Raw genomic sequence first — 22,797 nt, 5'->3', positions numbered from 1 at the left:
ACGGTGGCATGAAGGTATTCGACTGCTTCACATTTTATGATGAACTCGACATTCTTGACATACGCCTTCATGAACTCGATAGCGTCGTCGATTACTTTGTCATTTGCGAAGCGGATGAAACCTTTACCGGCCTGTCAAAGGAAATGCTGTTCCTCAAGCACAGGGAACGCTACGCGCCTTTTGCTCATAAGATCATCCATGTACCCGTAACGCGGTTCCCCGACCGCTACAATGCGTGGGTGCGGGACTGCTACCAGCGTGAATGCCTGCTGCGCGGGCTGGAACAGGCCGGGGCCATGCCGGATGATTTTGTCATCATCTCGGATGTGGACGAGATCCCGCGCCATGCGGTCATTACGCAGAACCGCCACCAGCCGGGCTATGTCCAGCTTAGCATGGATATGTTCCAGTATTTCATGAATATGCGGCGCAGCCGCAATTCATGGAAATCGGCCTATGCCGCACCACTACGCCACATCCATGCCCTCCGCCTGCCCGGCCATGAACACGACAGCCTGACCTATGCGCGCTTCAATCTGGAAAGCATAGTGGAACAGACGGGCATCCCGCTTTTCATCTGCCTCGATGCCGGCTGGCATTTCACGCATCTGGGCGGCATCGAACAACTGCTGAAAAAATTCGGCTCCTACGCCCACGCTAACGATCCCTGGCCGCTCAAGATGCGCAACATTGATCTGCTGCGCCAGCAGATCACCATGGGCATGTCAATCTGGCACATGAATGACCTCGCGGAATACGTTCCGGTCGATCACACCTTCCCTGCCTATATTCGGGAAAATCGCACATACTTCCATAATGCCGGTTACATAAAGGATATATATGAAGCCTTCCGCGAACTGCAGACGCTTTACCTGAAACTGCGCATGCAATACGCAGGTGCCACCCTATCGCTCACCGGGCCGCTGCCCTACCTTGATAATGAGGTTCCCCTCGCCTTCATTGAAAAGGCTGGCATTACCGACATCGACCCCCTTTATTTCATCCCGGCCAGTGATCCGGGCCACAATATCAGTGAAAACAGGCGCGCCACCCAGAGTTCGGTTTCAGACTGGTCATGCCACCCCGATCCCGTGCTCGATGCCAGCAACGTCCTGCAGGGCAGGCCCGATGGGCGCTACAAATTCCATACCGACATCCAGCATAACCCGTGGTGGATGGTCGATCTGGAAGAGGTTTCGCCGCTACGGACCATTATCGTCTACAATCGCCTGCTGCCTTATGCTCCCGACCAACTGGTGCAGAAACGGGCAGGGGAACTGAAGATCGAGGTTTCCCTTGATGGGGAGACCTTCCTCGAACTGTATGACCATGCGGGCAGGCCCCCCTTTGGCGGGATTGATGGCAACCCGCTGGTGGTTACGTGCGCGGGTGGCATACAGGCCCGTTTCGTGCGGCTTTCGCTGCCTGCGGGTGCGCTCCATCTGGACAAGATCGAAATCTACCGATGAAGCGCCTGGCATGGCCTGCCTGCCTCCTCACGGTCATGTTCACCCCTGCTTCTGTGTGGGGGGCGCCTGCTGGCGGGGAAATGGCAAGCATAGACCCGCATGCCTTTGGCATTGTCATGGATGGCGGCACGGAAGATGACCGCCTGCTGGCGCAGATGTACCAGGCCCTGCCCAACCAGTCGATTGTCAACCTGCCCATCGGCCTGCTGCCCCAATGGTGGAACCCACCCCATATCCGGGGCAGGCACATGTACTGGAAAGACATCGGCCGGGTTGATTATGCCGGTTTCCCCACAGGCAGCGGCATTACCTGCATCGGGGATGGAGATGTGCATTCAGGCTTCTTCCAGGGCAGCCTGCAGGCCATCAAATGCGTACGCGAGGAAGAGGATTATGCCCCCGTCCTCAACCTGATGCTTGATGTGCACCATCGCTACCCGGTGACCGGGTGGGGCGGGCGTGACGAAATTCCGGCGCTGAACATAGCCGCCACGGGCGAAGCAGATTCCGCAGCGTCCACCGTAGGCTTGGCAAGCCACCTGTATTCACACGGGCAGCATACCTATTCCACCAATGACGTGGCGCTCAAAACCTATACCGATGTGTATGGGTGGGACTCGACATGGGGCATCGACATCCGCTCCACCGACCACACGGGCACCCTGCCCCGCAATGATGGCCACAGCCCCGGCGCCTTCTCGCTCGTGGGGCTGGAAGTGGACCTGCTGGCCAACGGACCCGACAACCCCGCCATACGCTACAATCCCACCACGGCGGCCTACCGGCAGTTCATCTACCTTGGTGGCGGCACCAATGAACCCATTGGAAACTGGGCCCCTGATTTTGCCGGCTACCAGCCGGGTGATGTCATCAAGGAGACCGATGACCATGGCGTGGTGTCGATGTTCGTCGTCACCCATGGCGGCAAAACAGGCCATCAGCCCCCGCCCTGGCGGCATGCGGCAGATGATATCACTGATGGCACGGTAGGCTGGAAATGGGGTGAACCCCATGCCACCAGCATTGGCAATGGGATCTACCTGCAGGATGGGCAGGATGTGTCATATGGCTCGTTTCTCAGCACCAATGCCCATTACCTCAATGCCGCAATCGACCTGTCGCAGATGACCTGCGCAACCCCGCCCCTGTGCGCCGCATTGCGAATTCCAGCCGACGTGCCGCTCGACCTGTCCGCCGATGGTACGGCTACCCGCCAGAACCGCCATACCCTCAGCTACAGCGCCACCACGCATGCGCTGGAATACCGCCACGACCAGAAAACGCTGCTGCAGGTGGATGACAGCGGCACCCTGCGCGCGCCAGCCCTGACATTATCTTCCGTCCTGGCACTGCCCTCACTTCATGCCGCCCAGATCAGGACCCTGCCCCACCCCGAAGAAGGGGAAATCGTCAATGACGCCGACAGCCATGCCCCCGCCATATATGAAAAGGGGCGATGGTATCACCTGCAACTTACAGAAATAACGCCCTGAAACGACAGGTCGGTTTAAAATAAAACATTACAGCCAAGATAATATCATTTTCAGATTAAGTGGAATTTTCCACTGTTTTTTTGAAAATATTCGCAAAAAACCACTTTGTTGTTTTATTGATATTACGCAGGCAGGCTTTTCACGCCGCCGCCAAAAGATCAGAACCCGATCACCGCATCCCCGCCAAAGGTGAACATGCCATTGTTGCGTCCCCCGTTAAACGGCATGGTGCCGTTCAGTGCGCGGTCAAACCGTATTTCGGGACGCAGCATGAAGACCCCGATGTGGTGGCCAAGCTGGGGGCGATAGCTGACACCCAGCGTCATTTCACCATATGTCGTGCCATGGCTGGAAGCGGACGGTCCGGGCACGACTGCCCCCCCCGTTCCGGCCAGCGCCTCCATGTACGAATTGTTCCCGCGAAAGGTCGCAACCATGGCGTTGTTGTTGTCGCGGTATATTTCCCCGCGATAATTGAAGGTCAGGTCGCGGTTGATGCGGTAGCTGAGGAAGCTTATGAAACTTTCCGCATCCACGCCTGCAAACTGCCCGCGCGCGCCGATGCCCCGCGTGCCTTCATCATGCAGGTAATTGAATTCCGCCGTCAGGCTCAGCCGGTCATTCACCTGGTAATAGGCGCTGATATCGTTCCAGAACCGCTGGGTATGATCGGCTTCGTAGTGGCCGATGGCGCGCCACGAATTTTCAGGCCCCACACGGCTCAGTTCCACGATGCGCAGCCTGCCATGGGCCAGATGGTTCAGGTTGAAGCCGAAATACCCGGCCGGCGCGCTGTTGTTGTCCGCATGCCCGAACGATGTCTGGTTGCCGGTATCAATGCCGAACGTCACATCCACGACGGGCGTCACATGCCAGTTGAACATCGCGCCCACATGCTCGAACGGCACGGAATATTCGGATGTATAGGCCAGCGTGTAAAAGGGCCGGGAGGTCGGGTCTAGCCCTTCCACCCCCATCGGGGCCTGCAGGATGCCCGCCTGCATGTCCAGCCCGCCATGCGTCAGCCATGGCAGGTGGGCATCCATGTGCGCCTGCGCGGGGATCAACTGGTAACGGGCATTCCATTCCCGGTCACTGATGCCCAGGACCTGGTAATAACGTGCATCGGAACCGTACATGCCCTCCAGCGTAAAACCGACCTGATATGTGCTGCGGGTCGGGTCGATCGCCTTTTGCAGTGTGAATTCAGCCTGGTTCAGCTGGACCTGATTGGCATGGTCCGCAATGAAGTCGCCATAGTTGTAACCGGGCTGGGGGCGTGCGGGGTTGGCCATGATCCCGCCTTCAATCTGCGCGCTCAGGGTAATGTCGCCCAGCCACCGGGCAAGGCCCGTATTGCTGTCATGCCGCAGGCCGGAAAAGACATAAACCTGCGCACGCGCCGTGGTGGACAGCCCACCCAGGATACCGGTGATGACCAGAAAACACCCCAGCGTACGGTTCGGTTTCATGATGGCCTTTCCCTCCCCCGGCATACCCGGGCAGGCACCGATCATTCGCGCGCGCTCCGGCATTCATGAATTTTCTTTTATTTTGTTTCTTTTGCCATTGAAACCTAAATCATTGAAATGATTCGATAATATAATAATAATGAAGCCGATATATCAAGCCGGAACGCCTATTTCCCCAGCCACCCACGCCGCCAGAACCAGATCAGCGGCAACACCACCGTCGCCGCCATGAGAACCAGAGAATACCAGTAGCCGTATTTCCAGTTCAGTTCGGGTATATCATGAAAGTTCATGCCATAGATGCCCGCTACCAGCGTGGGAGCCACGCCAATAAAGCTGACCACGGTCAGGATTTTCATGCCATTATTCTGTTCGATGCTGATAAAGCCAAGCGTCGCATCCAGCAGGAACTGCACCTTGTTGGCCGTCTGGGATACGAAATCGTTCAGTGAACGGATATCGCGCTCCACCGTGGCCAGCCGCGACTGCAGCCGTTCGGACAGGTCATGGCGCTTGTTTTCCCCCAGGAAAATGGAAATCCGCTCCAGCCCCAGCAGGCTGTCGCGCACGGATGAACTCAGGTCGCCCGACCGGCCAACCCGGCGCAGCATGTTGCGCAGCAGCGCGCCCGCCTGCGCCTGGCTTGGTTCCTCCGACTGGAACACATCCTTGGACATGCCATCAAGCGCCTGCCCCAGATGTTCCAGGATATCGGCCAGCCGGTCCACGATGGCTTCCAGCAGCATGATGCCCACTTCGTTGGAAGCCAGCGGCGGCGCCTGTCCCGCCACCGCCCGCGCCACCACGTCAAACGCGCTGAACCCGGTATAACGGATGGTCAGGAGCCGGTTGGGCATAAGCACGAAGCCCACGGGGGATACGAAAAAGTCATCCGGCGTCTTGCGCACCAGTGGCGTGGAAAGGTAGACGCCATTCCCTTCCATGAAAAGGCGTGATGAACTTTCGATCTCATCCAGCTGGGCGCGGGTTGGCACGCGCAGGCCCGTCACCTCGGCGGCAAGAACCTCCTCCTCCTCGGTGGGGCTGAGCAGGTCCAGCCACGCCGCACCGGCCGCATCCTCCGCAGTCGTAACGGTCCGGGCCGGGGCACCGGGACGATGGGCTAGAAACATGGGCGGTCTTTCTGTGGTTCGGGTCGTTGTTCATCCATCATGTGACAGCAAACATGTCAAATCATGACATGCCCCCCGATACGGCGGGGCTGGTATTTTGCCGCCATCCGGTCCAGAACCGCCAGATACGCGGCCCGGGACGGCTGCATGCATGATGATACCATTGAGCCACGCACCTATTTCTTGCGGAGTAGCGAAGTTGAGCGCAACAGACATACAGGCAGGCGCCAACAGCCTGCGCAGCGGGCCGGACGGTCGCGGCCGTTTTGGAATTTTTGGCGGCCGGTTTGTCGCTGAAACCCTGATGCCGCTCCTGCTGGAGCTGGACGGCGCGTACAAGGCGGCACAGGCGGACCCCGAATTCCGGCGTGAACTGGATTATTACCTCAAGGATTATGTCGGTCGTCCCAGTCCGCTGTGGTTCGCGCGCCGCATGACCGAACAGCTTGGCGGCGCGAAAATCTACATGAAGCGCGAGGAGCTGAACCACACCGGCTCCCACAAGCTCAACAACGTCATGGGGCAGATCCTGCTGGCCCGCCGCATGGGCCGCACCCGCATCGTGGCTGAAACCGGCGCGGGCCAGCACGGTGTCGCCACCGCGACCGTATGTGCGCTGTTCGGCATGAAATGCGCGATCTACATGGGCGCCACCGATGTCGAGCGCCAGAAGCCCAACGTGTTCCGCATGCGGCTGCTGGGGGCCGAAGTGGTGCCCGTTACCGCAGGTGCTGGCACGCTGAAGGATGCGATGAACGAAGCCATGCGCGACTGGGTGACCAACGTGCATGATACCTACTTCCTTGTCGGCACCGTGGCGGGGCCGCACCCCTATCCGCAGATGGTACGCGATTTCCAGTCCATCATCGGCGTGGAAACGAAGAAACAGATCATGGCCGCCGAAGGGCGCCTGCCTGATGTGATCGTGGCGGCGATTGGTGGCGGATCGAATGCCATGGGCATTTTCCATCCCTTCCTTGATGACCCCGAAGTCAGGCTGATCGGCGTTGAAGCGGCGGGCTGCGGGCTGGACAGCGGGCGCACCGCCGCCTCCATCGAGCGCGGCAGGCCCGGCGTGCTGCACGGCAACCGCACCTATCTTTTGCAGGATGCGGACGGGCAGATCACCGAAGCCCATTCCATCAGCGCGGGCCTTGATTACCCCGGTGTCGGCCCGGAACATTCATGGCTCAGTGACATCGGGCGCGCCGAATATGTCGGCGCGACCGACCAGGAAGCCTTGGACGCCTTCCAGCTCTGCACCCGGACCGAGGGCATCATCCCCGCACTGGAAAGTGCGCACGCCATCGCCTATGCCGCGAAGATCGCGCCCGGCATGGACCGGGACAAGATCATCGTCATCAACATTTCCGGCCGGGGGGACAAGGATATCTTCACCGTCGCCGAACATCTGGGAGTGAAACTGTGAGCCGCATCGCCCGCCGCTTCGCCACCCTGCGCCAGCAGGGCCGTGGCGCCCTGATCCCCTATGTCGAGGCCTGCGACCCCGATTTTGACACGTCGCTTGCCATCCTGCGCGGCATGCCCGGCGCGGGTGCGGACCTGATCGAGGTAGGCGTGCCCTTTTCCGACCCGTCAGCCGATGGCCCGACCATCCAGAAGGCCGCGCTGCGCGGGCTGAAGGGAGGGTCCACCATGAAGCGCGTGCTGGAAATGGTCGCGGCCTTCCGCGCAGGCGATAACGAGACCCCGATCATCCTGATGGGCTACACCAACCCCATCGAGGCCTATGGCCCCGAACGCTTCTGCGTGGATGCGAAGGCGGCGGGCGTGGACGGCCTGATCGTCGTTGACATGCCGCCGGAGGAAGCCGACCTGCTGGCCGGGCCTGCGGCGGCAGCCGGGCTGGACATCATCCGCCTTGTCGCCCCCACCACGCCGGACGACCGGCTGCCGGTGGTGTTCAATGGCGCATCGGGCTTTGTCTATTATGTCAGCATCACCGGGGTGACGGGCACGCGCACCGCCAGCACCGATGAACTGGCCCATGCCCTGCCGCGCCTGCGCCGCGCCACTGACCTGCCCATCGCCATCGGCTTTGGCATCCGCACGCCGGACCTTGCGGCAAACGCCGTGCGCGCGGCCGATGCCGCCGTCGTGGCCTCCGCGCTGCTCAACACGCTTGAAGGCACGCTGGATGCGGATGGAAAGGCAACAGCCCGCACCGTACCTGCGGTGCTGGAGCAGTTGCGCGGACTGGCGGACGCGGTGCATGCCGTAAGCAAAGCCGTCACAAAATAATAAAAGTTTTTGGGTGCCGCCTTTTTTCAAAAAGGCGGCGTCTTTCCGAAGCTTTTTGAAAAAAGCTTCACCAAAAACTTTCTCATGCCTTGCGGGGCGTTTCACGAATGGTTTTCCCAAACGGCCCCGGCAATGACAATCTGGCCCAATCATTCATCTGCCTGTATGGAACAGGCCTCCAGAAAGCTTAAGGGAGAGGCAACATGAGCTGGCTGACCGAATATGTCCGCCCCAAGATCCGCGGCCTGCTCAAGCGGGAAGTGCCGGACAACCTGTGGACCAACTGCGAATCGTGCGAGCAGATGATCCTGACCAAGGACCTGCGCAAGGCGATGAACGTGTGCCCGCATTGCGGCTACCACATGCGCGCCACCGTGCCCGAGCGGCTGGAATGGACGTTCGATAACGGGGAATATACCCGCATCGAACTGCCCAGGGTGCCGGTTGACCCCCTCTCCTTCCGCGACCGCAAGCGCTATACGGACCGGCTGAAGGATGAACGCGCCAAGTCCCAGCTTGATGAATCCATGGCCGTGGCCCATGGGCGGATCGGTGGGCATAACGCGGTCGTCGCCGTCATGGCGTTCGAATTCATCGCGGGCACGATGGGTGCGGCACTGGGCGAGGCCTTCCTGGCCGCCGCCCGCCTGGCCATCCTGCAGCAGTCGCCGCTGGTCGTCTTTACCGCATCCGGTGGCGCGCGCATGCAGGAAGGCATGATCAGCCTCATGCAGATGCCGCGCACCACGGTGGGGGTGCAGATGCTCAAGGAAGCGGGGCTGCCCTATTTCGTCGTGCTGACCAACCCGACCACGGGGGGCGTTTCCGCATCCTTCGCCATGCTGGGTGACGTGCAGATTGCCGAACCCAATGCCCTGATCGGCTTTGCCGGGCAGCGCGTGATCGAGGATACGGTGCGCGAAAAGCTGCCTGAAGGCTTCCAGCGCGCGGAATACCTGCTGGAACACGGCATGCTGGACATGGTGGTCAAGCGGGGCGACCTGCCCGTGACGCTTGGGCACCTGATCGGGCAGCTCAACTACCGCCACATCGCGCCGCGCCCCGCGGCCTGACCCCGGACAAGGGCGCACCCCATGAAAGCCCCCACGCTTGGACCGGAATTCGTTGGCCGGACAGGGCAGATACTTGAACGGCTCAACCGGCTGTATCCGGCCCTGATCGACCTGTCGCTGGCCCGGCTGGAAACGCTGCTGGCGCGCCTTGGCCACCCCGAACGCCACCTGCCGCCCGTCGTGCATGTGGCGGGCACCAACGGGAAAGGCAGCACCTGCGCCTTCATGCGCGCCGTGGCCGAAGCAGCGGGATGGCGGGTGCATGTGCTGACATCGCCACATCTGGTGCATGTGACCGAACGCTTCCGCATCGCGGGCCGGATCGTGAGCGAACGCGAACTCGCCGGTGTCTTGGAAGAAATCGAACAGGTCAACGCGGGCGCGCCCATTACGGTGTTCGAAGTCCTGACGGCGGCGGGTTTCGTGCTGTGCGCGCGCCATCCCGCCGACCTTGCGATTGTCGAGGTCGGGCTGGGCGGCCGTTATGACGCCACCAATGTGCTGGACCATCCGACGGCGTGCGCGATCACGGCCATCTCCATGGATCACGAGGCCTTCCTTGGCGATACGCTGGGGGCCATCGCGACCGAGAAGGCAGGCATCATCAAACCGGGCGCGCCCGTCACCACCGGCCGCCAGCCAGCCGAAGTGATGGACGTACTCGTCCGCACGGCGCACGCGCATGGCAGCCCCCTGTGGCGGCGGGACCATGAATGGTCCATCGCCCCCGCCCCGGATGGCGCCGGCCTGCGCTACCATGACCATCATGGCACGCTGGACCTGCCCCTGCCCGGCCTGCGTGGCGCGCACCAGATCGACAATGCGGGCCTTGCCATCGCCACCCTGCGCGCCAGTGGGCTGCCCCTGCCACAACAGGCATGGGCGGGTATTGCACAGGCACGCTGGCCCGCGCGGATGCAACACCTGTCCGGCCATCTGGCGGCTCTGCTGCCCGCGGGCTGGGAATTATGGCTTGATGGCGGCCACAATCCCGGCGCGGGTGAAGTGCTGGCACAGGTGATGGCGGAATGGGCGGATCGCCCCACCCATCTGGTCATCGGCATGAAGCAGACCAAGGACGCCACCGGTTTCCTGTCGCCCCTGCTGCCGCGCGCTGCCTCCATCCAGGCCGTGGCGGAAAAGGACCAGCACCTGGCGCAGCCCGTGGCGGACATCATCGCGGCGGCCGGGGGCCGGGCCACGGCTGGCCCTACCCTGCATGCCGCCCTGACGCACTTGGCGGCCACGGCAGGGCCGGATGCGCCGCCTGCCCGTGTCATCATATGTGGCAGCCTGTACCTGGCCGGTGTCGCCCTGCAGCTTGATGGCTGGCAGCCTGACTGAAACGGCACGATATAAGAAAGTTTTTGGTGAAGCTTTTTTCAAAAAGCTTCAGGAAACGCCGCCTGTCTGAAAAAGGGGCACCAGGAAACTTTTATTCTGAAACGATCCCCGGTGGCCCGTCCCTTTCCGACACGCCAGGGCGCGGCGCAGGGTACAGACAGACAATAAAAAACGGGTGCAGCCGGAAAGGCCACACCCGTTCCCATACCGGCTACGGCGCAGATGCCGTCCGGCCTGCTGCTTACTTGCTGTCCGGCAGCGGCCTGCCCTGCCCGATTTCGCGCAGCGGCAGCCCCGCCATCAGGCGCTGCTCGATCTTTTCCAGCGACATGTCGCGGGTTTCGGGAACGAAGCGCCACGTCACCAGCACGAAGAACAGGTTGAAGCCGGCGAACAGCCAGAAGGTCGGTCCATTCCCCATCCATTGCAGCAGTGACAGGAAGCTCGCCCCCACGATCATGTTGGCGATCCAGTTGGTCAGCGTGGAGATGGAAATGCCAAGGTCACGCCCCTGAAGCGGCTGCACCTCCGAACACAGGACCCAGATCAGGGGACCGGCGGACATGGCAAAGCCGGAAATGTAGATCAGCAGCATGAAGACCGAAATGATCTGTTCCGTCTGCCCCAGGTTGGGCCGGTTCAGCATGAAGCCAAGGCAGCCCATGCCCACGGCCATGATGATGAAGCCGGTGTACAGGATGGGCTTGCGCCCCCAGCGGTCCACAAGGCCAATGGCGATGAAGGTGGCCAACATGTTCACCAGCCCCACCATGGCGGTGCACCACAACTGCGCGGGACCAACGTAACCGGCCAGCGCGAAGATCTTGGGGGCATAGTACATCACCACATTCACGCCCGCGAGCTGCTGCATGACCTGCAGCGCCATGCCCAGGAAGATGGAACGGCGGAAATTGCGGTTGTTGCGCAGCAGGCTCCAGCCGCGCTGCTTCTGCTGGAGCTGTCGGCTGATGTTCTGGATTTCCTGCATGGCGGCGCTATGGTCGTCACGCAGGTCCACCAGCACTTCCAGCGCTTCCTTGCGCCGGCCACGCATCATGAGCCAGCGCGGGCTGTAGGGCAGGAACAGCACGCCAATCAGGAACAGCACCCCCGGCACGGCGGCGATGGCGAACATGCCGCGCCAGTTACCGGAATAGCTGAACATGGTGTTGCTGAGGAACGCGATGAAAATCCCCGCCGTAATCATGAGCTGGTACGTCGAGATCATGGCGCCACGCGCCTGTTCGCTGGCGATTTCGGACAGGTAGAGGGGGGCCGTGAACGCCGCCACCCCGATCGCCAGCCCCATGATGAGGCGCCCTGCGATCATGGACGGGATCGACCACGCCAGCGCGCAGGCCAGTGACCCCGCCACGAATACCGCCGCCCCCACCAGCAGCGCATGCTTGCGCCCGATCTGGTGCGACATCCACCCGCCACACAGGGAGCCTATGGCCGCCCCCCCCATCATGGCGCTGACGATCCATTCCTGCTGCAGCGTGCTGGCATGGAATGTGCGGGCCACCAAGTCCAGCGCACCGGATATGACCCCGATATCCAGCCCGGCCATAAGGCCGGCAAGGGCCGCAAGGCAGCCAATGATGAGGGTGCGCAGCCGTGCCGTGTCAAATCCGGTAGCTGCGGGCTGATTTTCCATCTAGGTCCGGTCCTTTGATCTTTTTCTTGTTGCCGGTGATCAGATTATTCCTGCCGGGTAAGGCCGGTCAGTAGAAAGAACGATACACCATGTCGTCGCGTCCGGTCAGGATCATGTTCCAGCAATTCATCGATTACAAATCGTTTTACCCTAAAAACGACCGGAATATCCGCTGTATGCCCTGCCATATCGTCCGTTTCCATGACTTCCATCATGTTTGCAAGCCATGGCGCCACGCCGGGGCGTTCGGTCAGCACCAGCGGCGCGCGCGGTGAAAACACGATGGTGCCCCGGGCCTGTATCGTTTCCAGGTCCGCCTGCGTCGTCACATGGTACAGATACCCGTCCGCCTCCGCGCCCGCGCGCCACTGGCGCACATCCACCCGGCCCAGGCCGATTGCCGCGGTATCGAGATAGGTCAGCACGGGCCGGATGCCGGGCATGGGGGCGGCAAACAGGTCGGGCTGGCCGCCGCCGGGCGGTGTCGCGGGCGGGGCGTCCGGGCGCCGCGACGCCCGGCGGGGCCTGCGACTGCGCGCAAGGGCGGCAAAGGGCAGTTCGGCCATCCGGCCCTTTCGGCGTTGCACCATGTCCGTGCCCCATCCATGACGGGCCGTTACGGCCTGTTGCGGTCAGATCCGGTCCGTTACGCGCATGTCGCGCACAGGCCCTCCGCCTCTATGGTGGTCTGGCGGACCGAAAAACCACGCGCCCGCGTAACCTCCAGCAGCGCCTTGAGGATATGGGGATCATCCAGTTCGGTCACACATCCGCACCTGCTGCAGATCAGGAATTGCGCGGCATGGACATGCCCATGGCAGGCATGCCCGGATTCCAGCATGTGCCGACACCCGGCAAAGGCGGACAGGCGTTCGATCTTGTGGATCAGCCCCTGTTCCATAAGGAAGTCCAGCGCCCGGTACACCGTGGGGGGGGCTACGGGCCTGCCACGGGTCGCGCGGATCTGTTCCAGCAGGTCATAGGCCCCCAGCGGCCGGTCCGCCGCCAGTACCAGCCCCAGCACCAGCCTGCGGATTTCCGTCAGCCTGACGGCGCGCGCCAGACAGACGGCCGCCGCCTGATCAAGCAGGGCTTCCACCCCATCGGGCAGACCGGTTCCGGCCGTCTGTATCGTGCGGGCCACTTCTGGTGCTCCTGTCTCCGGTTGCCGGCATGCCGCCCGCGCCCGATAGCGGCCCGGGCGGGGTCAGTCCGGCAGGTGATCCGCCCACATGGCCATAAGCACCATGAACAGGGCAAGGCCAGCATGTATCCAGATCAGCCCGCGCAGCGTCAAGACAGGAACCCGGTCCGTGCGCATGCCTGCCCTGTCGGGTGTATCCTCCATGCCGTCGTCTCCCTGCGTCTGTCGGTCCATCCGGCCCGTCATGGGGCAAAAGGCTGGATTTTTCCTTAACCCGGACCGGCCAGCCTATTCATCCCCATCATGGGGCAGCATATGGTAGGTACGGTTGAAATAGACCAGCCCACCGCGCGGGCTGCTGTTGCGCAGGCTTTCCACCGCGCCGAACATGACGCTGTGGGTGCCGACTTCCACAATACGCTCGATCCGGCAATCCAGTGACAGCACTGCTTCATCCAGCACGGGCGCGCCGGTGGTCAGCGTGTCCCAGTGGCCGGAACGGAATCGTTCCGCCTGTTCCAGCGGGCTTGCAAACACGCCGGATATGTCCTGCTGGTCGGCGGCGAGCACGTTGATGCACATGGCCGCATCGACACGAAAACGATCGCGCACCCGTGAATTGCGATTGAGGCAGACCAGCACGGTTGGCGGCGTATCGGTGACCGAACAGACGGCGGAGGCCGTAAAACCCGCCGGATCATCGAGTGTTCCGGTCGTTACGACATTTACCGCCGCGCCAAGCCGCGCCATGGCGTTGCGAAAGGTGAGGGCGTCAATCCCCATGGTGCTTATGCCTCGGTAGCTGTTGCATGCCTGTGGTCCGCACGCAGCCGTGACGCCGGACGATAGCGGGGGTAGCGCATTCTGTACCGGTTGAACACAGCAAACCGTACAAGGAGACATCATGAACACCGGACTGATCCACATAAGCCATGCCGGTCGGCTGGGCCGCATCACGCTCAACCGGCCATCAGCGCTCAATGCCCTGAACATGGACATGCTGGACGGCATCGACGCCTGCCTGCGGGCCTGGCGCAACGACCCCGCCATCGAGACCGTGCTGATCGACAGCGCAAGCCCGCGCGCCTTCTGCGCGGGGGGCGACATCCGCGCCATCCGCAGGCGGCTGGAAACGGGGGGGCTGGAAGACGGGGCCATGCCGTTCCGGCGCAGCTACCGCCTTGCCTCCGTGCTGGCGGGGTATCCCAAGCCGGTGGTGTCCTTCATGGATGGCATCGCCATGGGGGGCGGCATCGGGCTGGGCGGGCATGTACGCCACAGGATCGTGACCGAACGCGCCATCCTTGCCATGCCCGAAACCGCCATTGCGCTGACGCCGGATGCGGGCGGGTCCTATCTGCTGTCGCGCGCGCCGGGGCTGGGTGGCCTGCGCCTTGCGCTGACGGGGGGACGGATGAACGCGACACAGGCCCTTGACGCGGGCTTTGCCGACCGGATGGTCCATTCCGGCACGCTGGACGCCATAAGGCACGCCCTGACCCACCAGCCCGCAGGCACGGTGATGGACAGCCTGCCGCCATGCGCACCCATGGACGCAGGCCCGGATACGGCGGCCATTGCCCCTGTATATGAGGCACCGGACATGCCCGAACTGCTGCGCAGGCTGCACGCCCATCCGGCCGCATGGGCGCGCGATGATCTGGCCGCGCTGGGGCGTGCATGCCCGTTTTCACTGTGCCTGACCCTGGCAGCCTGGCATGCCGCCCGCGACCTGCCGGACCTGGACCATGTGCTGGAGCAGGAATTCCAGCTGGTCTGCCACCTGCTGCAACGCCCGGATTTTGCCGAGGGCGTGCGCGCCCGCCTGATTGACAAGGATAATGCCCCACGCTGGATACCCGACCGCGTCGATGCCGTTCGCCCGCATGATATTGCAGCCTGCCTGCGCCACCATGCCTGTCAGCCCCTGGGTCTGGTAACCGCCGGACCGGATGGGCAATAATTTATTATCACACGCGAAGTATATAGAAATGCCATTTTCCGACCATTACACGCCCCTGACCCATCACAGCCGACTGGGGGACGAATTCTATGACGTGGTGCGGGCCGCAGCCTTCCCCGCCCACATCCTGCGCTACCGTAATAATGACGTGTCGCCCCGCATCGGCCTGGACACGCTGACCGATACCGAATGGGTGCGCCATTTCGGGTATTTCGACCCCCTGCCCGGATCGCTGCCGCAGCCACTGGCCCTGCGCTACCATGGCCATCAGTTCCGTGCGTACAACCCCGACCTTGGCGATGGCAGGGGCTTCCTGTTCGCGCAGCTTGAAGACAGCATGGACGGCCGCGTGCTGGACATCGGCACCAAGGGCAGCGGCACCACGCCATGGTCGCGCGGCGGCGATGGCCGCCTGACGCTGAAGGGGGGCGTGCGCGAAATCCTGGCCAGTGAACGGCTGGACGCGGCGGGCGTGCGCACCTCCCGCACGCTGAGCGTGGTGGAAACGGGCGAAAACCTGCATCGTGGCGATGAACCCTCTCCCACGCGGTCATGCGTGCTGGCGCGGCTGAGCCATTCCCACATCCGCATCGGCACGTTCCAGCGCCTTGTCGCCCATGACGACCGCGCCAGCCTGACCCGGCTGGTGGAATACGTGATCGAAACCTATTATCCCCACCTGACGGGCAACGCCGATCCCGCCACCGCCCTGTATGACGCCGCCACGACCCGCATTGCCGAAATGACCGCGCAGTGGATGGCCGCGGGCTTCGTGCATGGCGTGCTCAACACCGATAACATCAACATAACCGGCGAGAGTTTCGATTACGGCCCCTGGCGGTTTGTACCCACGTTCAACCCGACCTTCACCGCCGCCTATTTCGACCATTCCGGCCTGTATGCCTATGGCCGCCAGCCCGAGGCGATGATGTGGAACGTCGCGCGCCTGGGGGAATGCCTGCTCTCCCTTTCCACGCTTGAGAAAATCCAAAGTATTTTTGATGACTTCTGGGAACGATATGAACGTTTTCTTGATATTTCAGTGCTCAATCGTCTTGGACTGAAAGAGAATTCAAGAAAATCATCCACCGACCTGCGCGAATGTCTTTTTTCTTTCATGGATGAAAGCCAGATTGGATTTGAATTTCCGTTTTTTGACTGGTATGGTGGCGAACAGAGCCAGAAACGTGCCGTAACAGGACCGCGTGGAAACTTTTATGCGCAGGACAGTTTTCGCCCCCTGCACGACCGGATCATGCACCATGAACCGGCACGGGGCATCGACCTGTCGCAGCCGTATTTCCACAATGGGGCCGCGTGCGTGATGTCTGTCGAGACGGTGGAAGCCATCTGGCAGCCGATCGCGGCGACCGATGACTGGTCCCGCCTGCATGACGCAATGCGTCAGGTCGCCGGCATGAAGGCCGCCCTGCAGGCCCACCGCCCCCGGGACGGCTGATGCACCGACGGGAACCCGGCCGTGACGGACGAATTATAAAAAGAAGGAAGGAACAGGCACCCGCATGAATAACCAGACCCCACCCGCACAGCACCCCACGCCACCGGCAACGGAACCGTTGCCCGACATGTCCCGGATCGAGATTTCCCCCAACGCGCGAAAGACCTTATGGCTCGCAGCCATCGTGGCCGCAATCTGTGGCGGCCTCTATGGTTACGATACCGGCATCGTCTCGGGCGCGCTGCTGCTGATCACGCGTGATTTCCACCTCAGCAGTTTCTATCAGGAGATGGTGGCCTCCGCCATTCTGGCGGGCGCGGTGATGGGATCGCTGCTGACCGGGTGGATGTCCGAACATTACGGGCGCCGCAAGTCCATCATGATCGTCACGGCCATTTTCGTGCTGGGCGCGCTGGCCTGCGCCTTTTCGCCGGATGTGTACACGCTGATCCTCTCGCGCGTGTTCCTGGGGCTGGCGGTTGGCGGCTCCACGCAGGTGGTGCCCATGTACATCTCGGAACTGGCGCCGGCGCACAAGCGCGGGCACATGGTCACGATGTTCAACATCGCCATCGGCATCGGCATCTTTGCCGCCAATATCATCGGCTTTGCCGCGCGTGATGCATGGGGCTGGCGGCCGATGGTGGCAATCGCCGCCATTCCCGCCGCCGTCGTGTTCGTTTCCATGTTCTTCCTGCCCAAAAGCCCGCGCTGGGCGGCGGAGCATGAAAGTCTGGATTCCGCGCTGGAGCAGCTACAGCGCATCCGCACCTCCGAACGTGACATCCGTCGCGAAATGCGCCGTATCCACGCCAATGCGAACGAGGAAACCGACCCGCGCGACAGTGGCTGGCGTGGCCTGCGCCAGCCCTGGGTGCGCCCGGCCCTTGTCGCCGCCCTTGGCGTCGCCTTCTTCACGCAGGCAGGTGGTCTGGAAATGATGATCTACTACGCGCCGACCTTCCTGTCGGATGCGGGGTTTGGCAGTTCATCCGCACTGATGGCCAGCATCGGCATCTCGATCATCTATCTGGTCATGACGGTGCTGGGGTCGAACATTGTCGACCGCATCGGCCGCCGCAGGCTGGTGCTGGTCATGGGGCCGGGCAGCGTGGTCAGCCTGATCGGGCTTGGCATCATGTTCCTGCTGCACCCGCAGCCCGGCAGCATGGGCAGTTGGCTGATCATCGCCTTCATGCTGCTGTTCATGGTGTTCAACGCCGGTGGCATCCAGGTCGTGGGCTGGCTGCTGGGGGCGGAGATGTTCCCGCTGTCCATGCGCGGCAACGCCACCAGCCTGCATTCGGCCATGCTGTGGGGCAGCGACCTGCTGGTGACCAGCACGGCGCTGACGCTGGTGACCAAGATCACGCTGGGGGGGACGATGTGGTTCTATGCCGGCGTCAACCTGCTGTCAGTCCTGTTCGTGTATTTCATGGTGCCTGAAACACGCGGGGCCTCGCTGGAGGATATCGAGGAAGCCCTGCGCGAAGGCCGCTTCCGCCCGACACGCGGCAATACCGCCATTGTCGAGGAAGAGGAATAATAATATCCAACGCCGCCACATACGGCTGGCACCTTTGAAAAAACGGGCGTTCCGGTCAGGGAACGCCCGCTTTGCGTCAGGTTAAAGTGATAAAAGTTTTTGGGTGCCGCCTTTTTTCAAAAAGGCGGCGTTCCCTGAAGCTTCTTGAAAAAAGCTTCACCAAAAACGTCTTTCCGTTCAAACGGCTTTTACGGATTGCGGGGCCGTCAGATCCACATGCGGGGCAGGGGAGACAGGTAGTTTGAGCACCTGCTGGTAAAACGCCAGTTCCAGCTCCCATGCCCTGCGTATGGTGGTTTCCTGCCGGAAGCCGTGGCCCTCGCCTTCAAATTCATACAACGCACAGGGCACCCCGCGCCCACGCAGCGCCGCGACCATCGATTCCGCCTGCGCAGGCGGCACGACCCGGTCATCCAATCCCTGCAGGAACAGGACCGGCACCCTGATATTCGCCACCTGCGTAATGGGCGAACGGGCAAGATAGGTTGCCTCATCCGCGGGGTAGGGACCAACCAGCGTATCCAGGTACCGCGATTCAAACTTGTGCGTATCCTGCGCCAGCGCACGCAGGTCGGTCACGCCATACAGGCTGGTGCCCGCCGCGAACAGGCGTGAACGCGCCAGCGCCAGCAGCACGGTCAGGCCGCCCGCGCTGCTGCCCCGTATGACAATGCGGGCGGGATCGACCTGCCCGGTCGTGGCAAGGTACTGGCAGGCGGCGATGCAGTCATCCACATCCACCACGCCCCACTGCCGTTCCAGCCGCTGCCGGTAGGCGCGGCCGAACCCGGTCGAACCGCCATAATTGACATCAACCACGGCAAAGCCACGGCTGGTCCACCACTGCACCTTGAATGAAAAGGCCGGGTTGGCCCGTCCGGTAGGCCCGCCATGGGCGACGACAACCAGCGGCGGCTTTTCCCCCTCCGGCCCGCGATAACGGCCGTTGGCGGGTGCATAGAAAAAGGCGTGTCCCGTGCCTTCCCCATCGGGCAGGGGGAAATGGATCGGGGCGGGGCGGGCAATATCGACCGCCGACAGCGGCAGTTCGGTTGCCCGGCGCAATACCTGCGGCACCTGTCCCGGCTGGCCACGGACCACGGCGGCCACGTTATCGGGCGGCGCATCCAGCCATGCGAAGCCGTCGCCTTCCACCGGGACGGGGCAGCCCGACGGATGGCCAAGCCCCACCGGCGTCACCATGCCGTCACGAATGGAAACCATACGGCTATCGCCATCGTTGATGACCATGGCAAGGATGCTGCCATCGGGCAACGGCACGTAGCTGCGCAGGCCGAACACCCAGTGCGGCTGGCCGATTTCGGCCTCCATGGGGGCCAGCGCCACAGGCGCGGAGGAGGTTGTATCGAACCGGTAGAGATTCCACCACTCGCTGCGATCGGACAGCGCCAGAAGCCGTCCCGCCGCGTCCCAGCATGGTTCGATGACCGATTCCGCCTGTCCGTCATCGCCTGCGGCACTCCACGGGGCGGCAAGGCGTGGCGGGTCATCGCCCTCCTGCAGCAGGGTCGCGACACGCAGCCGGGTGGCATCCCATGGCATGGCCGGATGGTCCCATTCGATCCATGCCATGTACCGCCCATCGGGCGAGGGACGGGGCGATGACAGGAAATCCGGCCCCATGACCAGCGGCGTGCCGCCGTTGAACGCCGGGTCCGTCTTGATGGTGCAGTCCAGCACCACGATGGCGGCGGCGGGTTCCTCGTCCTCCGCGCGGTGGTCCTCGCGCACGCAGAACAGGAAACGGCCGTCAGCGCTGAATGTCAGGTCGGCATACCACAGCCCCGCCCCGGTCGAGAGGCAGCGGGGCTTCCCCCCTTCCACCAGCCACAGGCTGCCGTCGCGGCGGTTGCTGAACGCAATGACACCCTGGCACACGGCATAGGCCCCGCCGCCATATTCATGCACCCGCGTGCCGACATCAAACGGGGCGGGCGTCACGTCGGCCACCTGCCCCGCGCGGGCACGGACCAAGACACGGCGGCCGCCCTCGGCCGGGCGGCCCTCGATCCAGTAGATGTCCCGCCCGTCCACCCGCACATCGGACAGGGAAACCGTCTTTCCCGCCACAAGCGCCGCACTGACGGGCGAAGGCCACGTGCCGTAGGGACGTATTGCGGTATCCGTCGTGCCGCTGGCGCCGGACTGGGTCATGTTCTTGCTCCTGCCATTTGTGCGTGCCAATGGTATCGGAATTGCACACACCGCGTTTTACGTTCTGTTGTCCGTAATCTACATACTCTTTCCCTTTGTGACAGGTAGTCCGCTGCTTCAGCATCTTGAACATCTTTTCCAGCATTACGGCTATGGCGTGATTGGCGTGATTGTCATGCTGGAAAGCATGGGCATTCCCCTTCCGGCAGAAACCCTTGTCATTTCAGCCGCGATCTACTGCGCCACCACCCACCGGCTGGATATTGCATGGGTGGCGACGGCCGCCATCCTTGGCGCGATCACGGGCGACAACCTTGGCTACCTGATCGGGCGCGGCCTTGGTTACCCGCTGCTGGAACGCCATGGGGCGAAGGTGGGGCTGACGCCCCGGCGCCTCCAGACCGGGCGCTTCCTGTTCCGGCGCTATGGGGGGATCATTGTATGCGCGGGGCGGTTCATTGCCATCCTGCGCGTATTCGTGGCCCTGCTGGCGGGGGCCAGCCACATGTCGTGGTCCCGGTTCCTGGTCTATAATGCACTGGGCGGCATCGCATGGGCGGGTGGATATGCCTATGCCGCCTATTACCTTGGCCACAGGATCATGCGCATTTCCGGTCCCGTGGGAATGGCAGTCGCAATCGGGGGGGGAATCATGATGGTATGCACCATCATTTTCCTGCGGCGGCATGAAGCGCGCCTGACGGCACAGGTGGAAGCCGAAGCCCTGAAGGAAATGCACCACTCCACAGAACAGGCGGACACATGACCAGACACTGGACCATCCGACAGGCGCCCCGCATGGACGGACGCCTAGCCCTTGTCACCGGGGCCACCGGCGGCCTTGGCTACCAGACGGCGCTGGGCCTGGCTTCACGCGGGGCGCGGGTCATGCTGGCGGGCCGCAATCCCGACAAGGGGCAGGCCGCCCTGACCCGCCTGCAGCATGACGCGCCGGGGGCTGACGCCACTTTCCGGCTGCTGGATGTCGCAAGCCTTGACGCGATCGCGACCTTTGCCCGCGCCTTGGCGGATGAAACCGGCAGGCTGGACATCCTGGTCAACAATGCCGGTGTCATGGGCACGCCGCGCCGCATGGAAACCCGCGACGGGTTCGAACTGCAGTTCGGCACCAATTTCCTTGGTCCCTTCGCGCTGACGGCACGCCTGCGTCCGCTGCTATGCGCGGCCCCACAGGGCGGGCGCGTGGTCACGGTGGCAAGCCTGGCCGCGCTGACGGGCCAGATCGTGTTTGACGACCTGCAGGGCCGCCGCCGCTACGCCCCCTTCCGCGCCTACAAACAGAGCAAGCTGGCGGACCTGATCCTGGCGCTGGAACTGGACCGGCAGGCCCGCGCCCATGGCTGGCCGCTGCATTCCATCGCCGCCCATCCCGGCTGGGCCATGACCGACATCGCGGCCAGCCGCCTGGATACAAGGCAGGGCCTGCAGGAACGCCTGACCCGTTTTGGCGCGATCTGGGCCTTCCGCCTGATGGGACAGTCCGCCGCCCACGGCGCGCTGCCCATCGAATTCGCCGCCATGGCGCCGGAAGCACGCGATGGCGGCTATTACGGGCCGAGCGGCAGGGGCGAACGGCGGGGCCATGTGGCCGAAGCCTTCATTCCCCCCGCCGCGCGTGACCTGACCATCGCACGGCGGCTGTGGCAGGTGGCGGAACGGTTGACCGGCACGTCGCTGTCGTAATCAGGGAATTTTAAAATAATAAAAGTTTTTGGGTGCCGCCTTTTTCCAAAAAGGCGGCGTTCCCTGAAGCTTTTTGAAAAAAGCTTCACCAAAAACTTTTTCAGACAGTCCTTCAGCGCCGGATAAAGGTCCAGTACAATGGCTGGCGTCCCGCCTTCAGCGCCTTGGCTTCGTAACGGGTGGGCGGCCAGCCTTCGGGGCGCTGTGTGGCAGGTGGCGCGGTGTCAAACAGGTCCTGCGCGCCCATCACTTCCTCGACCCACGCCTGATAGGTCGGGTCGTCACTGGCCACGCGCCAGATCGCGCCGGGACGCAGGATCCTCGCTGCCAGTTTCACCGTTTCCGGGTGGACGAAGCGCCGCTTGGCATGCCGGGACTTGGGCCACGGATCAGGAAACATGAGGAACAGACGGTCAATCGACGCATCGGGCAGGCCGCGCAGCAGGATACGCGCGTCCTCATCCCAGATCCGCAGCATGTCGGGGACGGGGGCGGTTGCCTCCTCATCATCCGGCACGATACGGGATAGCAGGGAACATAGCCCGTTTTCAAAGACCTCGCACGCGATATAGCCGACATCCGGATGGGCGGCATGCTGGGCCAGCGAGTGTTCGCCGCCGCCAAAACCCACTTCCAGCCAGACCTGCGCGGGCACATGACCGAAAGCTGAGGCCGGGTCCGGTATCGCTGCCTCGGGGAAGCGCATGCGCGGCAGCGTCTGGTCCACAAGCCGCTGCTGGCGCGGGCGCAGCGGATGGCCGCGCTGGCGTCCGTAAAGCCGGTCAGGAGATGCCTTTACATCCACGGAGGCCGTCATATGTCCGAAAATCCTGCTCCTGCTGCCGTGGCGCATGCTGCACGGCATGATTGAAAAACACAGCGGGGGCCGCCACGACCGGCTTT

General features: G+C 62.8%; 21 protein-coding genes. 12 read left to right on the top strand and 9 right to left on the bottom strand.

The genetic code is table 11. From position 1 onward, the window contains the following. The first annotated feature begins 8 nt into the window (after positions 1-8). Both CFR76_RS05170 and CFR76_RS05165 read left to right on the top strand, forming a co-directional pair. A complete protein-coding gene (locus CFR76_RS05170) occupies positions 9-1,469 on the top strand; it encodes a discoidin domain-containing protein (protein ID WP_244191792.1) in 1,461 nt (486 codons plus the stop codon). Positions 1,470-1,549: 80 nt separating this feature from the next. Beyond that, the gene (locus CFR76_RS05165) at positions 1,550-2,962 is read left to right on the top strand and encodes a hypothetical protein (protein WP_146222639.1); all 1,413 of its coding nucleotides are present in this window, start codon (positions 1,550-1,552) and stop codon (positions 2,960-2,962) included. Between the two features lie 158 nt (positions 2,963-3,120). Here CFR76_RS05165 and CFR76_RS05160 read toward each other — a convergent pair whose 3' ends face one another. After that, the gene (locus CFR76_RS05160) at positions 3,121-4,434 is read right to left on the bottom strand and encodes an outer membrane beta-barrel protein (RefSeq protein ID WP_110556254.1); all 1,314 of its coding nucleotides are present in this window, start codon (positions 4,432-4,434) and stop codon (positions 3,121-3,123) included. On the opposite strand from CFR76_RS05160, the gene CFR76_RS18670 reads away from it, so the two are divergent. Further along, positions 4,433-4,555: a hypothetical protein gene (locus tag CFR76_RS18670; protein ID WP_279628922.1), complete on the top strand. Its 123-nt coding sequence runs from the start codon at positions 4,433-4,435 to the stop codon at positions 4,553-4,555. The two genes, CFR76_RS05160 and CFR76_RS18670, sit on opposite strands and share 2 nt — an antisense overlap. A 46-nt stretch (positions 4,556-4,601) precedes the next feature. Here the strand turns inward: CFR76_RS18670 and CFR76_RS05155 are convergent, their stop codons facing one another. Then, on the bottom strand, positions 4,602-5,567 hold the full coding sequence (locus CFR76_RS05155) for a magnesium transporter CorA family protein (RefSeq protein ID WP_110556163.1): 966 nt from the start codon (positions 5,565-5,567) through the stop codon (positions 4,602-4,604). A 199-nt stretch (positions 5,568-5,766) separates the two neighbouring features. Here CFR76_RS05155 and trpB point away from each other — a divergent pair, with 199 nt between their 5' ends. The 4 genes from trpB to CFR76_RS05135 all read left to right on the top strand — a co-directional run bounded on the left by trpB (position 5,767) and on the right by CFR76_RS05135 (position 10,246). Further along, positions 5,767-6,996: a tryptophan synthase subunit beta gene (gene trpB / locus CFR76_RS05150; protein ID WP_110556162.1), complete on the top strand. Its 1,230-nt coding sequence runs from the start codon at positions 5,767-5,769 to the stop codon at positions 6,994-6,996. Continuing rightward, on the top strand, positions 6,993-7,829 hold the full coding sequence (trpA, locus tag CFR76_RS05145; protein ID WP_110556161.1) for a tryptophan synthase subunit alpha: 837 nt from the start codon (positions 6,993-6,995) through the stop codon (positions 7,827-7,829). Before trpB ends, trpA begins: the two co-directional genes overlap by 4 nt. Positions 7,830-8,032: 203 nt before the next feature. Next, positions 8,033-8,902, top strand: a complete 870-nt coding sequence (gene accD, locus CFR76_RS05140) for an acetyl-CoA carboxylase, carboxyltransferase subunit beta (protein ID WP_110556160.1) — start codon at positions 8,033-8,035, stop codon at positions 8,900-8,902. A 21-nt stretch (positions 8,903-8,923) separates the two neighbouring features. After that, positions 8,924-10,246: a bifunctional folylpolyglutamate synthase/dihydrofolate synthase gene (locus tag CFR76_RS05135; RefSeq protein WP_110556159.1), complete on the top strand. Its 1,323-nt coding sequence runs from the start codon at positions 8,924-8,926 to the stop codon at positions 10,244-10,246. Positions 10,247-10,487: 241 nt separating this feature from the next. On the opposite strand, the gene CFR76_RS05130 is transcribed toward CFR76_RS05135, so the two are convergent. The 5 genes from CFR76_RS05130 to CFR76_RS05110 all read right to left on the bottom strand — a co-directional run bounded on the left by CFR76_RS05130 (position 10,488) and on the right by CFR76_RS05110 (position 13,830). Beyond that, on the bottom strand, positions 10,488-11,903 hold the full coding sequence (locus tag CFR76_RS05130; protein ID WP_110556158.1) for a sugar porter family MFS transporter: 1,416 nt from the start codon (positions 11,901-11,903) through the stop codon (positions 10,488-10,490). A 44-nt stretch (positions 11,904-11,947) separates the two neighbouring features. Continuing rightward, positions 11,948-12,493, bottom strand: a complete 546-nt coding sequence (locus CFR76_RS05125) for a hypothetical protein (RefSeq protein WP_244191791.1) — start codon at positions 12,491-12,493, stop codon at positions 11,948-11,950. A gap of 56 nt (positions 12,494-12,549) precedes the next feature. Next, entirely contained in the window at positions 12,550-13,047 is a 498-nt protein-coding gene (locus tag CFR76_RS05120; RefSeq protein ID WP_110556156.1) for a transcriptional repressor, read from the bottom strand. Positions 13,048-13,110: 63 nt separating this feature from the next. After that, entirely contained in the window at positions 13,111-13,251 is a 141-nt protein-coding gene (locus CFR76_RS05115; RefSeq protein WP_244191790.1) for a hypothetical protein, read from the bottom strand. A gap of 84 nt (positions 13,252-13,335) precedes the next feature. Next, entirely contained in the window at positions 13,336-13,830 is a 495-nt protein-coding gene (locus CFR76_RS05110; RefSeq protein ID WP_025439846.1) for a flavin reductase, read from the bottom strand. Between the two features lie 121 nt (positions 13,831-13,951). Between CFR76_RS05110 and CFR76_RS05105 the strand changes: the two genes are divergently transcribed. The 3 genes from CFR76_RS05105 (at position 13,952) to CFR76_RS05095 (ending at position 18,015) form a co-directional block, all read left to right on the top strand. Next, a complete protein-coding gene (locus CFR76_RS05105) occupies positions 13,952-15,010 on the top strand; it encodes an enoyl-CoA hydratase/isomerase family protein (protein ID WP_110556154.1) in 1,059 nt (352 codons plus the stop codon). Positions 15,011-15,038: 28 nt separating this feature from the next. After that, a complete protein-coding gene (locus tag CFR76_RS05100) occupies positions 15,039-16,469 on the top strand; it encodes a protein adenylyltransferase SelO family protein (RefSeq protein WP_110556153.1) in 1,431 nt (476 codons plus the stop codon). Positions 16,470-16,533: 64 nt separating this feature from the next. After that, positions 16,534-18,015 (top strand): sugar porter family MFS transporter, encoded by a 1,482-nt coding sequence (locus tag CFR76_RS05095; protein WP_110556152.1) that lies wholly within the window; start codon positions 16,534-16,536, stop codon positions 18,013-18,015. A 177-nt stretch (positions 18,016-18,192) separates the two neighbouring features. Here the strand turns inward: CFR76_RS05095 and CFR76_RS05090 are convergent, their stop codons facing one another. Next, a complete protein-coding gene (locus CFR76_RS05090) occupies positions 18,193-20,190 on the bottom strand; it encodes a S9 family peptidase (protein ID WP_110556151.1) in 1,998 nt (665 codons plus the stop codon). Here CFR76_RS05090 and CFR76_RS05085 point away from each other — a divergent pair. Both CFR76_RS05085 and CFR76_RS05080 read left to right on the top strand, forming a co-directional pair. Further along, positions 20,189-20,956 carry a DedA family protein gene (locus tag CFR76_RS05085; RefSeq protein WP_110556253.1) on the top strand — a complete coding sequence of 256 codons (768 nt, stop codon included), beginning with the start codon at positions 20,189-20,191 and terminating at the stop codon, positions 20,954-20,956. The genes CFR76_RS05090 and CFR76_RS05085 overlap by 2 nt on opposite strands. Continuing rightward, the gene (locus CFR76_RS05080) at positions 20,953-21,894 is read left to right on the top strand and encodes an SDR family oxidoreductase (protein ID WP_110556150.1); all 942 of its coding nucleotides are present in this window, start codon (positions 20,953-20,955) and stop codon (positions 21,892-21,894) included. Before CFR76_RS05085 ends, CFR76_RS05080 begins: the two co-directional genes overlap by 4 nt. Before the next feature lie 112 nt (positions 21,895-22,006). Here CFR76_RS05080 and trmB read toward each other — a convergent pair whose 3' ends face one another. Continuing rightward, a complete protein-coding gene (gene trmB / locus CFR76_RS05075; RefSeq protein ID WP_110556149.1) occupies positions 22,007-22,711 on the bottom strand; it encodes a tRNA (guanine(46)-N(7))-methyltransferase TrmB in 705 nt (234 codons plus the stop codon). Positions 22,712-22,797 lie beyond the last annotated feature (86 nt).

Source organism: Komagataeibacter swingsii (genome assembly GCF_003207895.1).
GTDB lineage: Bacteria > Pseudomonadota > Alphaproteobacteria > Acetobacterales > Acetobacteraceae > Komagataeibacter > Komagataeibacter swingsii.
Note: the sequence above shows the minus strand (reverse complement) of the source record. Positions and strands in the feature narration are given on the sequence as shown.

Bases quoted from the DNA above. Each gene is read 5' to 3' on its own strand.
- CFR76_RS05160 (WP_110556254.1), bottom strand. From the start codon at position 4,434: ATGAAACCGAACCGTACGCTGGGGTGTTTTCTGGTCATCACCGGTATC.
- CFR76_RS05170 (WP_244191792.1), top strand. From the start codon at position 9: ATGAAGGTATTCGACTGCTTCACATTTTATGATGAACTCGACATTCTT.
- CFR76_RS05135 (WP_110556159.1), top strand. From the start codon at position 8,924: ATGAAAGCCCCCACGCTTGGACCGGAATTCGTTGGCCGGACAGGGCAG.
- CFR76_RS05085 (WP_110556253.1), top strand. From the start codon at position 20,189: ATGTTCTTGCTCCTGCCATTTGTGCGTGCCAATGGTATCGGAATTGCA.
- CFR76_RS05110 (WP_025439846.1), bottom strand. From the start codon at position 13,830: ATGGGGATTGACGCCCTCACCTTTCGCAACGCCATGGCGCGGCTTGGC.
- CFR76_RS05165 (WP_146222639.1), top strand. From the start codon at position 1,550: ATGGCAAGCATAGACCCGCATGCCTTTGGCATTGTCATGGATGGCGGC.
- CFR76_RS05130 (WP_110556158.1), bottom strand. From the start codon at position 11,903: ATGGAAAATCAGCCCGCAGCTACCGGATTTGACACGGCACGGCTGCGC.
- accD (WP_110556160.1), top strand. From the start codon at position 8,033: ATGAGCTGGCTGACCGAATATGTCCGCCCCAAGATCCGCGGCCTGCTC.
- CFR76_RS05100 (WP_110556153.1), top strand. From the start codon at position 15,039: ATGCCATTTTCCGACCATTACACGCCCCTGACCCATCACAGCCGACTG.
- CFR76_RS18670 (WP_279628922.1), top strand. From the start codon at position 4,433: ATGATGGCCTTTCCCTCCCCCGGCATACCCGGGCAGGCACCGATCATT.
- CFR76_RS05090 (WP_110556151.1), bottom strand. From the start codon at position 20,190: ATGACCCAGTCCGGCGCCAGCGGCACGACGGATACCGCAATACGTCCC.
- CFR76_RS05115 (WP_244191790.1), bottom strand. From the start codon at position 13,251: ATGGAGGATACACCCGACAGGGCAGGCATGCGCACGGACCGGGTTCCT.
- CFR76_RS05105 (WP_110556154.1), top strand. From the start codon at position 13,952: ATGAACACCGGACTGATCCACATAAGCCATGCCGGTCGGCTGGGCCGC.
- trmB (WP_110556149.1), bottom strand. From the start codon at position 22,711: ATGACGGCCTCCGTGGATGTAAAGGCATCTCCTGACCGGCTTTACGGA.
- CFR76_RS05125 (WP_244191791.1), bottom strand. From the start codon at position 12,493: ATGGTGCAACGCCGAAAGGGCCGGATGGCCGAACTGCCCTTTGCCGCC.
- CFR76_RS05155 (WP_110556163.1), bottom strand. From the start codon at position 5,567: ATGTTTCTAGCCCATCGTCCCGGTGCCCCGGCCCGGACCGTTACGACT.
- CFR76_RS05095 (WP_110556152.1), top strand. From the start codon at position 16,534: ATGAATAACCAGACCCCACCCGCACAGCACCCCACGCCACCGGCAACG.
- CFR76_RS05080 (WP_110556150.1), top strand. From the start codon at position 20,953: ATGACCAGACACTGGACCATCCGACAGGCGCCCCGCATGGACGGACGC.